The sequence below is a fragment of the Aeromicrobium sp. P5_D10 genome, from assembly GCF_054049535.1.
On sequence record NZ_JBFUME010000002.1, the window covers coordinates 52,021 to 65,141 of the forward strand.

A 13,121-nucleotide genomic window follows, 5' to 3' on the forward strand; every position below is an offset into this window, starting at 1 on the left:
TGACCGGCTACTCGTCGCACGGCTCCAGCTGACCGGGGCTGCAGACCGGTTCCGTCGGTTCCGGTGGTGTCGGGACCGTGGTCGGAGGAGTCGTCGGTGCCGGATTCGTCGGCGCAGGCCTGGTCGTGCGTGACGGCTTCGGCTTGGGCTTGGGCTTGGGTTTCGGCTTGGGCTTCGGCGCGACGTAGACCGTGCCCTTGTCGGCACGGATGTTCGCGGCAGGCGGGAACGTCCCGCAGTCACTCGGGTCGAGCGAGGCATTCATGTAGGCGCGGAACGTGAGCGCGGGAATCTGGCCGCCGAAGAAGGGGACCATATAACCCTCGAGATCCGCGTTGCCGAGCTTGCCGCGGTTGTACATCACCGCAGTCGCCACCTTCGGGGTGAATCCGGCGAACCACGAGGACGAGACGTGTTGATCATTGTCCGAGCCTGCAGTCGCGGTCCCAGTCTTGCCAGCCGTCGTGCACACGGTGCGCGCATTCGAACCGGTTCCTGCGGCACCCGTGTTGACGACCTTCTGCATCGCCGCGATGGTGTCGGCCGCGACATCCTCGGGAATTGCCTGTTTACTCTTGACCTTGTGCTTGTACTTGGTGGTGCCCTGGTAGTCCGTTACCTTTTTGATGACGTACCAGTCTGCCCGTTTACCCTCTGCAGCGATGGTCGCGTAAGCATTGGCCATATCGACCGGCGCGACTGGGAAATAGCCTAGAGGGGTAACGAGGGGGAGGCTGTCGTTCTCCAGCTTGCGCTGATTGTCGAGCAGGGATTGCGGAATGCCTGCTTGCTGGGCGGCCTCCAAAACCTTCTCGGGGCCATCCTCCATTTGATCCATCAGATCCAGGAAGGCGGTGTTGACCGATTTCTGGGTTGCGAACTCGAGTGAAACACTGCCGAACGGCCGCCCGCCACTGTCACCCTGATTCTCACCAACTCGCTTACCGTCGATGTACAACGGAGAATTTCCATTCAGCTTGGTCTTGAGGCTGTAACCGTTCTCCAGTGCTGCAATGACCGCAAAAGGTTTGAATGTCGACCCAGGCTGGGTCCCATTAGTGGCCCAGTTGACCTGATTCTTCAAATAGTCTCGCCCCGCGTACATCGCTCGGACCGCACCGGTGCCTGGCTGAACTGATACGAGCGACTGATGCAGTTCCTTTGCGCCGGCCGGGCGGTGCTGCTTGATCGCCGCGACAGCGTTCTTCTGGTCCTGGTAGTCGAATGTCGTGACGATCCGCAGACCGCTGCCGTCGACTTCACTCGGATCGAACTTCAGCTCGTTGACCATCTTGTCCTTGACCAGCTGGAGCAAGTAGCCCTTGGAGCCGCTGAACCGGTTGACGTTCTTCTTCTCGACCACCTTCGGCAGCTTGTCGGCGAACTGCGCCGCCTCGTCTTCGGTGATCGCGCCGGCTTTGGCCATACCTGCCAGGACGTAGTTGAACCGCGGCTGAATGCGGGCCTGGGCGCCCTCGGCGTACGGATCGTAGTAGCTCGGGCTGTTGATGATCGTGGCCAGTAGCGCTGACTGAGCATAGTTGAGCTTCGAGGCGGGCTTGCCGAAGTAGGTCTGGGAGGCGACTTCGATTCCGTACGCGCCGTTGCCGAAGTAGATCGTGTTGAGGTAGCCCTCGAGGATCTCGGACTTGCTCAACTGGTTGTGGATCTTGATCGAGAGGATCGCCTCTTTGACCTTGCGCGTGTACGAACGCTCCTGGGTCAGGTAGAGGATCTTGACGTACTGCTGGGTGATCGTCGAGCCGCCGCCTTGGATCGAACCGCTCGTGGTGTTGTCGCGGGCGGCGCGAAGGATGCCCTTGAAGTCGAGTCCGCGGTTGGTGTAGAACGAACGATCCTCCGCCGCGATAGCGGCTGCCTGCATCGAGGCCGGAACATCGTCGAGCGAGATGCTCTCGCGGTCCTGGGTCGCGAACTCTCCGAGCTTGTGCTTGCCGTCGGAGTAGAAGACCTGGGTCGTCTGGGTCTGGAAGTCGGCGTTCGCATCCGGGATCGAGATCGACCGATAGAGGATGAAGAACGTCAGCGCGAGCATCAGGATTCCGGCGACGCCGAGGAAGGCGAACCACCGAATCGTGCGGACCCACCAACGTCCGCGACCGCCGATTTTGCGGCCGAGCGTCTTGAATCCACTACCGAGTCGGGGTGCGCTTTTCTTCTTCGCGTTCTTCGTGCTCGCGCTCTTTCGCTGTGCTGCCAAGGGTCCGTTTACCTCCGTCGGGACCCCTGAAGCGGATCCACCGTCGATCAAGTGTGCCGAACGTATCTGAAAGAACGGTAATCGCGGGTGCAAACAGTGTCCTGGCTCACACCGGGTCGCTGGTTTGCACACGTCGCGATTCGATGTATCGTCTCGATATAACAAATGACACACTTTGTCTGGACGGATCAATGACACGACGCGGCGCGGCACTCGAGGTGGCAGTTCTAGGACTGCTGCACGATGCCCCGATGCATGGCTATGAACTGCGCAAGCAGGTCAACGCCCTGCTGGGCTGGGGTCGGATCTTGTCCTACGGCACGCTGTATCCCGCCTTGAAGGCTCTCGGCAAGTCCGGCTACATCGTGGCCGACGAGACCGTGGATCCCGAAAGCCGGAGTCGGCGTGCTCGCATCGTCTACAAGCTCACCGCCGAGGGCAAGGACTATTTCGCCCAGGCACTCGAGGACTCCGGTCCGTCGACGTGGGACGACGAAGCGTTCGGCGTTCGATTCGCCTTCTTCTCACGCACCGACGCAGCTTCGAGGGTTCGCATCCTCGAAGGTCGTCGAAGCCGTCTGGAGGAGCGTCTCGAGAACGTTCGCAAGTCCGGGCAGCGCAAACGTGACCGTGTCGACTCCTACACCTTGGAGCTGCAGCGGCACGGACTCGAATCGGTCGAGCGCGAAGTGAAGTGGCTGACCGACCTGATCGATCGTGAGCGTTCGGGCGGATATCCCGCCACTGACCTCACGGACACCAAACCAACCGAGTAATGAACACAAAAGGAGAACCCATGGGTTCGGTACGCGTAGCAATTGTGGGTGTGGGCAACTGCGCCACGTCCCTGATTCAGGGCGTCGAGTACTACAAGGACGCTGACCCGTCGGGCACCGTCCCCGGGCTCATGCACGTCAAGTTCGGCGAGTACCACGTCAGTGACATCGAGTTCGTCGCAGCGTTCGACGTCGACGCCAAGAAGGTCGGCTTCGACCTCTCCGAGGCAACGCAGGCCAGCGAGAACAACACGATCAAGATCATCGACGTGCCGCCGACCGGCATCATCGTGCAGAAGGGTCACACCCTCGACGGTCTCGGCAAGTACTACCGCCAGACCATCGAAGAGTCCGACGCTCCCGCGGTCGACGTCGTGCAGATCCTCAAGGACACCAAGGCCGACGTGCTGGTCTCCTACCTGCCGGTGGGTTCTGAAGAGGCCGACAAGTTCTACGCGCAGTGCGCGATCGACGCCAAGGTCGCCTTCGTCAACGCACTGCCCGTGTTCATCGCCTCCGACCCCGAGTGGGCCAAGAAGTTCGAGGACGCCGGCGTCGCGATCATCGGTGACGACATCAAGAGCCAGGTCGGTGCCACGATCACCCACCGCGTCATGGCCAAGCTGTTCGAAGACCGTGGCGTCACGCTGGACCGTACGTACCAGCTCAACGTCGGCGGCAACATGGACTTCAAGAACATGCTGGAGCGTGAGCGCCTGGAGAGCAAGAAGGTCTCCAAGACGCAGGCCGTGACGTCGAACCTGACGGGCCCGCTGGCCGGTCTGATCGACAGCAAGAACGTCCACATCGGCCCCAGCGACTATGTCGCTTGGCTCGATGACCGCAAGTGGGCGTACGTCCGCCTCGAAGGCCGCGCCTTCGGTGACGTTCCTCTGAACCTGGAGTACAAGCTCGAGGTCTGGGACTCGCCGAACTCCGCCGGCATCATCATCGACGCGATCCGTGCGGCGAAGATCGCCAAGGACCGTGGAGTCGGCGGCGCACTGCTGTCGGCCTCGTCCTACCTGATGAAGTCGCCGCCCGAGCAGCGTCCCGACGACCTCGGTCGTCTGAAGCTCGAGGCGTTCATCAGCGGCGAAGAAGAGCGCTGATCAGCTAGTAAGGCACAAAGAAGGGGCCCGGATCCTTACGGATCSGGGCCCTTTCTTCATGCTCGTTGACTCGCGGGGCCTTAGTGGCTCCGCTTCTTGCGGGGGATCACGTGCATCACCGCGACGACGACAGCACCGACGATCGAGCCGAGCAACGCCGAAAATGCGGTGTTGACGAGCCAGCCGGCCGCTCCGCCCCCGACCTCTCCCTCAAGATGGTGGACCTGCTCGTACGGCCAATGCCAACCCAGCTCGTCGATACCCACGAGCAGGATGTGACCGCCGACCCAGAGCATTGCGACGATTCCCACGGCGGAGAGCACACGCAGGAAGATCGGCATCGCCACGACCAGGCCACGGCCGACTCGCTGCGAGATCGCCGATTTCTGCTTGGCCAGATGCAGGCCGATATCGTCCATTTTGACGATCAGGCCGACGGCCCCGTAGACCAGAGCAGTGATCGCGACGGCGACGACCGCAAGGATTGCGGCCCGGGAGAAGAACGGCTCGTCGGAGACCTCATTGAGTGCGATGACCATGATCTCGGCCGACAAGATGAAGTCGGTGCGAATAGCGCTCGTGACCATGGTCTTCTCATGGTCGGCGCCGGCCTCCGTCGCCACAGGAGCCTCGGCATGATGTTCGCCCGGCCCGAACTTCTCCCACAGCTTCTCCGCACCTTCGAAGCACAGGTACGTTCCGCCGAGCATCAGGATCGGCGTGAGCAACCACGGCAGGAACTGACTCAGCAGCAGCGCCGCCGGCAGGATGAAGATGAGTTTGTTGCGCAATGAACCCACTGCGATCCGCTTGATGACCGACAGCTCGCGCGAAGGATCAAAGCCCTGAACGTACCGGGGAGTGACGGCAGCGTCGTCGACCACGACACCGGCAGCCTTCGTGGCTGCGCGGCCGGAGGCAGCCGCGATATCGTCGACTGAGGCAGCCGCTAGCTTGGCCAACGCCGCGACGTCGTCAAGGAGCGCTACGAGTCCGCCGGCCATCAGCTCTCACACGCAAGAGGGTTCATGGCCAAAGCCTAGGGCCCAACCATAAGCCGAGCGAAGCGAGGCAGCTGCCCGGGCGAAGCCCGGCCGGGACGAAGTCACGGGAACGGCGAGCGCTAGCGAAGCCGTGCAGCCCAGAATGCCTTCAATGCCTCAGTCGCATCGGCCTCGCTGAGCGGCCCACGATCCATGCGCAGGTCGAGCAGGAAGCGGTACGCCTCCCCGACCTGCGGGCCCGGCTCCAGACCCAGGATCGACATGATCTGCGCACCGTCGAGGTCTGGCCGAATCGACCCGAGCTCCTCCTGTTCGGCCAGCACGGCGATGCGCTCCTCGAGCTCGTCGTACGTGCGTTGCAACCGCATAGCCTTCTTGTGATTGCGCGTCGTGCAATCTGCGCGGGTCAGGATATGCAGCCGCTCGAGCTGATCGCCGGCGTCACGGACATAGCGCCGCACGGCCGAGTCGGTCCACTCCCCCGAGCCGTAGCCATGGAATCGCAGGTGCAGTTCGACCAGCGAAGCCACGTCATCGGTCATGTCATTGCTGTATCGCAGTGCGCGCATGCGCTTGCGGACGAGCTTGGCCCCCACGACATCGTGATGGTGGAACGAGACCGTGCCACCTTCTTGGAACCGTCGGGTCTTGGGCTTGCCGATGTCGTGCAGCAAGGCTGCGAGCCGGATCGTCAGATCGGGCGCCTGGTCGAGGCGGTCTTCCAAAGCGATGGCCTGTTCCAGAACTGTCAACGAATGCTCGTAGACATCCTTGTGCCGATGGTGCTCATCGCGTTCGAGCTTCAGCGCCGGCAGTTCGGGCAGCATGCGCTCGGCCAGGCCGGTGTCAACCAGGAGTCGGAGCCCCTCGACCGGATGCTGGCTGAGCAGGAGCTTGTTGAGTTCGTCTCGCACCCGCTCGGCCGACACGATCTCAAGCCGATCGGCCATCGCCGTCGCCGCGGCGATGACGTCGGGCGCCGCCGTGAAATCGAGCTGGGCGACAAAGCGCGCGGCGCGCATCATCCGCAGCGGATCGTCGCTGAAGGACTGTTCTGGCGTGACAGGGGTCCTGATCAGTTGGTTGTCGATATCGTCGAGGCCGCCGAACAGATCGACGAATTCACCCGACGGCAATCGGATCGCCATCGCATTGACCGCGAAGTCACGGCGGGCGAGATCTCCTTCGAGGGTGTCGCCGAACTTGACTTCGGGCTTGCGGGACGCCGTGTCGTACTCATCGCTGCGGTAGGTCGTGATCTCGAGTTGATGATCGCCCTTGCGGAGTCCGATCGTGCCGAACTCACGTCCGATGTCCCAGATGGCATCAGCCCACCCTTTGGCGATCCGTTCGATGTCATCAGGACGCGCTGAGGTCGTGAAGTCCCAATCATTGCCCGGACGTCCGAGGACCGCATCGCGCACCGGCCCGCCGACGATCGCGAGCTCATGGCCGGCCTCGGCGAACAGCACACCGAGCTCGGCCAGGAACGAGTTCGCAGCAAGCTCGGAATCGATCCTGGCCCGGCGGTCTGGGGTCAACGAGGACATAGGCACGGGGACATAGTCTATCCGCCAGACCGGCGTCCCCTGTCCCTGCCGATGGGACGTCTAGCATGTTCGGGTGAGCCGCTGCCGTCGAACTGTCGTGATGACGCTGCTTGCGACGGTTCTCGGCACCTTGTTGCTGTCGGTGCCCCCTGTCACCGCAGCCGAGGAAAGCCCGGATATCCGGGTGTCGATCTCGTCGGTCAGCCCGAGTCGCCTGTCGGCCGGGAGCAAGGTCACGCTGTCCGGCACCGTGGCCAACCGCAATGACCACGCGTGGCAGAACGTGCAGGTGTACCTCGTGATCCCTGCCTCGCCCTTCACGACCCGCGCCCAGGTCGCCGAGGCCACGACCAATCCGAAGGCCTATACCGGTGTGCGTGTCGTCGACGTGGGCACCTTCGACGAACTTGGCGATATCGCCTCCGGCACGCAGCACCGGTTCACGGTGTCGGTTCCGTTCGACAAGCTCGGCATCACTGGAGAAGAAGGCGTCTATCCCGTCGGCGTGCAGGTACTGGGCACCGACACCGACGGCACCCGAAGCGGCGATGCGCTCGCCCGGGCCACGACCTTCCTGCCGCTCATCTCGTCGGACACGGCCGCAGTTCCCACCTCCGTCGTATGGCCGTTCCTGATGCCGGACTTTCGCGGTATCGCCGGCAACTACCAGGATCCCAAGTCCCTGATGGCATCGGTGAGTGCCGGAGGTCAGTTGCGCAATCTGCTGGATCTGGCCGGCTCGTCCGGAACGGCCGCGACCGCATTGATCGATCCCGCGCTCCTGGTCGGCGTCGATGATCTGGCCAAGTTGCGCCATCTGCCCAAGGGCACCGAATTCTCCGCCGCCCAGCAGGCCGAGGCCGAACGTTTCCTGGCAGATCTGCTGGTCTTCGCTCGCGGGCACAGCCCGTGGATCCTTGACTTCGACCGTCCCGACGATCTGGCGTTGACACTCAATCCGGATCTTCGACGGACCCTGCGGACGGCGATCACGACCGCGACGGATGCAGTCCTCGCGAAGTTCCAGCTGAGCGGTCGACGTGTCTCGTGGCCCACCCGAGAAGGCGTAACCGAGGCACTTCTCAGCGATCTGCGCGATACGGGCGACAGTCCCGTGATCGTGAGTCCGATCGCGGTGGATGACTGGCAGCCCCGACTAGGTTCGCTCATCCAATACAACAGTGTTGCCGGACCCGTTCCGATGCTCGTCAATTCGATGCAGACGCTCAACGGAGCCGGCCCGCAGACTGTGGTCACCCTGCGCCAAAAGGTTTTGGCTGACGCCGCGCTTGCAGTTCTCGAACGGTCGATCGATCCCGAATCGCGCGCGGATGCCGTTATCGTGGCCGATCCCCAGTGGAACCCCGGCACCGATTGGGCGAGTGGTCAGTTCTCATCCGCATTCGAGGCACCGTTCACCCGCGGCGTCGGCCTCGACTCACTCCTGACCCGGCCACTCGCTCCGTATGCCGGCAAGGTCCCTGAAAGCGCCAAGGCCAAGCCCATATCGCGCGAGCAATTGAGCCTCGCTGCCGAGATCGTGACGGCGGGCGGAGTCCTGAGCTCAGCGATCTCCCAGTCCGACGAAGTCGACGCCGACCTGGCGCAGACCCTCGCCGGGGTGCTCGGTGTGCGTTGGCGGTCGGATCGCTCGACCGGCGTAGCAGTCGCGGCCGCACGCCTGCGACAGACCCGCGCCGAACTCGACAAGATCTCGATCGAGGCCCCCACGTCGGTGACGCTGTCGAGCTCCAAGGGCGGCTTCCCGCTGACGATCCTCAATGATTCGGATTCGGCGATCACAGTCGGTGTGGACCTCGACTCGAGCAATCCTGCCCTGACGATTCCGGCCGTCGAGCCGGTCACGGTCGGCGCGGGTGATCGCCACACCCTGACCGTCACGGTTGACCTGGGCGATCAGCGCACCGCGTATCTGACCGCCAACCTGGTCACCGCCGATGGAAAAGACGTCGGCAAACCAGAGACTTTCAAGGTGCGTTCCAGCAGCATTGGAATCGTGCTCTGGGTCGCGATGGGACTGGCCGGCGCGCTGGTACTCGCCGCACTGATACGTCGGTTCCACCGGCGACGTACCGGAATGACCGCTGTACGTCTTTCGGACGACGATGACTGAGCAATCCGTGGCGCGCGCCAGCGCCTGGATGGCACTCGGCACGATCGTCTCGCGCGCGACGGGCTTTCTGCGCACCGGTCTGTTGGCCATGGTCATCGGCACCCAGCTCAACGCCGACCTGTTCGAGGTCGCCAACACGATCCCCAACACGCTCTACATCCTGATCGCCGGCGGAATCTTCAACGTCGTGCTGGTGCCCCAACTCGTCCGCGCCATGAAGAACGATCCCGATGGCGGGGACGCATACGCCAATCGGGTCGTGACCCTCGGCTTGTTGGTGCTCGGGGCCGGAACCGTCGTATTGATGTTCGCGGTGCCGTGGCTACTGCATTTGGTCTATCCCGGCAAGCTCTTCACGCCGGCGAACGCTCCGCAGCTCGAGTCGGCGACGCTGTTGATGCTGCTGTGCCTGCCGCAAGTGTTCTTCTACGGCGCTTTCGTGCTGGTAGGCCAGATCCTCAATGCCCGCCGCCGGTTCGGGCCGATGATGTGGGCGCCGATCGTCAACAACATCGTGGCTTGTGCCGTGATCATCTGCTTCTACTTCGCCTTCGGTGCGAGTTCCGGTGTAGGCGGTTTCGAGACCAACGAGGCGCTGCTGCTGGGACTCGGATCGACATTTGCGATCGCACTTCAGGCCATCGTCCTGGTTCCCTACCTGCGTCAGGTGGGCTTCCGGTTCCGTCCGCGCTTCGATTTCCGTGGAGTGGGCCTGGGACACACCCTGCGGCTCGGCGCCTGGACGTTCCTGTTCATCATCGTCAACCAGATCGCCTTCGTGGTCATCACCAGGATCGCGACTGGCTCGACGGTGAGCGGTGCCAGCAATGGTGAGCCCGCAACCGGTGCCTTCGTCTACAGCTTCGGATTCCTGATCAGCCAGTTGCCGCACGGCGTCGTCACCGTCTCACTGGCGACGGCGATCATCCCGACGTTGGCAGCGCTCGCAGCCGATCGCAACTATCCGAGGATGCGCCTCGAGCTGGGGCGAACCATTCGCATCGCTCTCGTGCTCGTGGTCCCGGTCGCCGTTGCCCTGCTGTGTCTGGGACAACCACTGACCGCGATCGCCGGCGGTCTTGGCGCATTGGGTGGCCACACAGTTCCGATCGGTCACACGGTCCAGGCGTTCTCCCTGGCCATGGTGACGTTCACGATCCACTACCTGATGTTGCGTGGCTTCTACGCCAATGAGGACAATCGCTCGCCGTTCTTCATCCAAATCGCGATCGCGGTCGTCAACATCGGTCTCGCGCTGACCTTGACGCAGTTGGTCAGTCCGGCCAGCGTCGCCGCGATGCTCGCTCTGTCGTATGGCATCGCCTACCTCGTGGGTTCGGTCATCTCCGTCACCTGGTTGTCGCGTTCGATCGGCCCGATCGTCGACCGGGAGATGATCTTGTTCGTCATCCGCCTGACGTATGCGACCGGGCTCGCGGCGTTCGTGGCGCTCGGCGTCTCATTCGGGATCGATTCGGCCGGCGTGGAACCCGCCCGGGCGGTGGGTGGCGCGATCACGACAGTCGTCGCCGGCGGTGCCGCGCTCGTCACCTACGTGGCTGCGGCCAAGGTCGTCGGCCTCACCCAACTGAACTATCTGATGGACGCCGTACTCCGACGGACCCGCTGACCGTGCGCAGCTTCTCGGCCCGTCTAGCATGGGCTGAGGTCACCAGTTGGGTTCGGGCGAGGGGCGTGGAATGAGCGACAGGCGGTCTTTGGCCTCCGGTGACGTGCTCGCCCAGCGGTATGAGCTGCAGGACCTGGTCAGCGAGAAGCTCGGCGCCAGTACGTGGCGCGCCCACGACAAGGTGCTCAACCGCAATGTGGGCATGGAGATCCTCAGCAGCTCCGATTCGCGCGCTACCCGCTTCTTGGATGCCGCCCGTGAATCCACCGCGGTCACCGATCCCCGGTTCCTGCGCGTACTCGATCTCATCGAGTCGGAGCAGGGACACCATCTGGTGATCCGCGAGTGGGCTCGCGCATTCCCGCTCGACCAGCTCCTGGCACAGTCCTCGTTGCCCAACCGGCGCGCCGCGACAGTCGTCGCCGAGGTGGCCGAAGCACTTGCACACGCCCACGAGCACGGTGTCTACCACCGGCGTCTGACGCCGCACCAGGTATTGCTGAAGCAGTCCGGTGCCGTCCGGATCATGGGACTGGGCGTCGCGACGGCTCTCGCCCCCCCTGGGCGCCAGGACACGATCGCCGATCTGCAGCAGTACGAGCAGCTCGACGTCCAGGCCCTCGGCAAGTTGCTCTACGCCTGTTTGACCAGCAGATGGCCAGGCGCGAACGTCGACGGCCTCCAAGCCGCACCCACGGAGCATGGACGGCTGCTGCGACCACGCCAGGTCCGTGCCGGAGTGGCCCGTGACGTCGACACCATCGCCGACCGCATCCTCGGCCGTCCTCCGCGCAATCACGCACGGCCACTGCGCAGCGCAGCCGAGATCGCCCGCACCCTGCGATTGTCGGGTGAGGATGAGGATCTCGTCGACGATCAGCCGAGTCTCATGGGTCTGTCATCACCTGATCTACTGCGACTCGATCCGGTGATAGTCCCCGACGGTCCCCCACCGGGTCTGGAACCGCCACGGCGTCGGCCTAAGGCCTTCGAACCGGCTCCCCCGACCACATTCGAGCGCGGACGGGCACGGGCCCGGCGTGCCGCCCGCGGCGACCGCGGCCTCGTACTGACCGGTGTGGTCGGCGCTCTCGTGCTGGTATCGCTGATCGGCTTCTTGGTGAGCCGGTCGGGCAGACACACCGAGGAGCCGATCAACGACTCGTCGCCCGTACGGGTGTTGCCGATACAACGGGTATTCGACTTCGACCCGCAAGGTGAGGACCGCAAGGAGAATTCCGAACTCGTCAACGGGGCGATCGATGGAAAGGCCGAGACCGGGTGGCGAACAGCGACCTACTTCGGCTCCCCCCAGCTGGGCGGGCTCAAGGACGGTGTTGGGCTGGTGCTCGATCTCGGCGGCATGCGTGAGGTCGATTCGATGCGCATCCAGCTCCTCGGCGCTCCGACCGATCTGTCGATCTACTCAGCCCCCCATGCCTCGTCTCGACCTCCCGATCGGATCAAGGCATTGACCCGCGTCGCTTCGCTGGATGGGTCTGGCACGGATGCCAGTCTGTCGTTGTCATCGGGAGTAATGACCCGTTACGTCGTGGTCTGGCTGACGTCGTTGCCCGAGGTCGAGGACGGTTCGTTCCGAGGCGAGATCCGCGAGGTAGTGATCCGCGGACGCTCATGAGCCGTCACAACCCTGGCAGGGAATGCCCACCGCCTAGAATTCGTTGACACCAGCAACACGACCAAAGGGACCTCATGAGCGAGACCGTTCGCAACCTCATCATCATCGGATCGGGCCCCTCGGGCTACACATCTGCGATCTATGCAGCCCGGGCCAATCTGGAGCCCCTCGTCTTCGAAGGCGCGGTGACTGCTGGCGGCGCGCTGATGAACACGACAGACGTCGAGAACTTCCCGGGCTACCCCGACGGCATCATGGGCCCGGATCTGATGGACAAGCTGCGTGCCCAGGCCGAGCGCTTCGGAGCCGAGCTCGTGACCGACGATGTCACCGAGGTCGACCTCACCGGCGACATCAAGACCGTCACGCTGGGCGATGGCACCACTCATCGGGCCAGGGCCGTCGTCCTGGCGATGGGATCGGGATACCGCAAACTCGGTGTCGACGGCGAAGATCGACTCTCGGGTCACGGCGTCAGCTGGTGTGCGACGTGTGATGGCTTCTTCTTCCGGGAGCAGAACATCATCGTGGTCGGCGGCGGCGACTCCGCGCTCGAAGAGGCGACGTTCTTGACCCGTTTCGCCAGCAAGGTCACGATGGTCCACCGTCGCGGCGAGCTGCGCGGTTCCAAGATCATGCAGGACCGCGCCTTCGCCAACGAGAAGATCGACTTCGCCTGGAACAGCGAAGTGGCTGAGATCATCGGCGAAGACAAGCTCGAGGCCGTGATCTTGCGTGACACCGTCACTGGGGAGACTCGCAGGCTCGATGCGACCGGCCTGTTCATCGCTATCGGTCACGATCCTCGCTCTGAGCTGTTGACCGGCCAGGTCGACCTCGACGACGAGGGTTACGTCCTGGTGCAGCCCGGCTCGACCGCCACGAACCTGCCGGGCGTGTTCGCTGCAGGCGACCTGGTCGATCACACCTATCGTCAGGCGATCACGGCTGCCGGCACAGGTTGCGCCGCCGCACTCGACGCCGAGCGCTTCTTGGCAGATCTCGAACATGCCGGTGCCCCGGCGCCTGCCGCCGCACTCGTGGAATAACTGTCC

9 protein-coding genes are annotated in these 13,121 nt (G+C 63.6%); 6 read left to right on the top strand and 3 right to left on the bottom strand.

From position 1 onward, the window contains the following. Positions 1–7: 7 nt before the first annotated feature. Positions 8–2,221: a transglycosylase domain-containing protein gene (locus ACXJKC_RS01925; protein ID WP_456694986.1), complete on the bottom strand. Its 2,214-nt coding sequence runs from the start codon at positions 2,219–2,221 to the stop codon at positions 8–10. A 191-nt stretch (positions 2,222–2,412) separates the two neighbouring features. Between ACXJKC_RS01925 and ACXJKC_RS01930 the strand changes: the two genes are divergently transcribed. Both ACXJKC_RS01930 and ACXJKC_RS01935 read left to right on the top strand, forming a co-directional pair. Further along, positions 2,413–2,997: a PadR family transcriptional regulator gene (locus ACXJKC_RS01930; protein WP_456694987.1), complete on the top strand. Its 585-nt coding sequence runs from the start codon at positions 2,413–2,415 to the stop codon at positions 2,995–2,997. 20 nt (positions 2,998–3,017) lie between these two features. Further along, a complete protein-coding gene (locus ACXJKC_RS01935; protein WP_456694988.1) occupies positions 3,018–4,109 on the top strand; it encodes an inositol-3-phosphate synthase in 1,092 nt (363 codons plus the stop codon). An 80-nt stretch (positions 4,110–4,189) separates the two neighbouring features. Here the strand turns inward: ACXJKC_RS01935 and ACXJKC_RS01940 are convergent, their stop codons facing one another. Both ACXJKC_RS01940 and ACXJKC_RS01945 read right to left on the bottom strand, forming a co-directional pair. After that, positions 4,190–5,113, bottom strand: a complete 924-nt coding sequence (locus tag ACXJKC_RS01940; RefSeq protein ID WP_456694989.1) for a DUF808 domain-containing protein — start codon at positions 5,111–5,113, stop codon at positions 4,190–4,192. 119 nt (positions 5,114–5,232) lie between these two features. Further along, a complete protein-coding gene (locus tag ACXJKC_RS01945; RefSeq protein ID WP_456694990.1) occupies positions 5,233–6,663 on the bottom strand; it encodes a CCA tRNA nucleotidyltransferase in 1,431 nt (476 codons plus the stop codon). Between the two features lie 73 nt (positions 6,664–6,736). Here ACXJKC_RS01945 and ACXJKC_RS01950 point away from each other — a divergent pair, with 73 nt between their 5' ends. The 4 genes from ACXJKC_RS01950 (at position 6,737) to trxB (ending at position 13,115) form a co-directional block, all read left to right on the top strand. Next, the gene (locus ACXJKC_RS01950; protein ID WP_456694991.1) at positions 6,737–8,797 is read left to right on the top strand and encodes a DUF6049 family protein; all 2,061 of its coding nucleotides are present in this window, start codon (positions 6,737–6,739) and stop codon (positions 8,795–8,797) included. Next, on the top strand, positions 8,790–10,427 hold the full coding sequence (murJ, locus tag ACXJKC_RS01955; RefSeq protein ID WP_456694992.1) for a murein biosynthesis integral membrane protein MurJ: 1,638 nt from the start codon (positions 8,790–8,792) through the stop codon (positions 10,425–10,427). The genes ACXJKC_RS01950 and murJ overlap by 8 nt, the downstream gene beginning before the upstream one ends. A gap of 70 nt (positions 10,428–10,497) precedes the next feature. Beyond that, the gene (locus ACXJKC_RS01960; protein ID WP_456694993.1) at positions 10,498–12,066 is read left to right on the top strand and encodes a protein kinase family protein; all 1,569 of its coding nucleotides are present in this window, start codon (positions 10,498–10,500) and stop codon (positions 12,064–12,066) included. 74 nt (positions 12,067–12,140) lie between these two features. Continuing rightward, positions 12,141–13,115, top strand: coding sequence for a thioredoxin-disulfide reductase (trxB, locus tag ACXJKC_RS01965; RefSeq protein ID WP_456694994.1), 975 nt, complete (start codon positions 12,141–12,143; stop codon positions 13,113–13,115). The last annotated feature ends 6 nt before the right edge of the window (positions 13,116–13,121 follow it).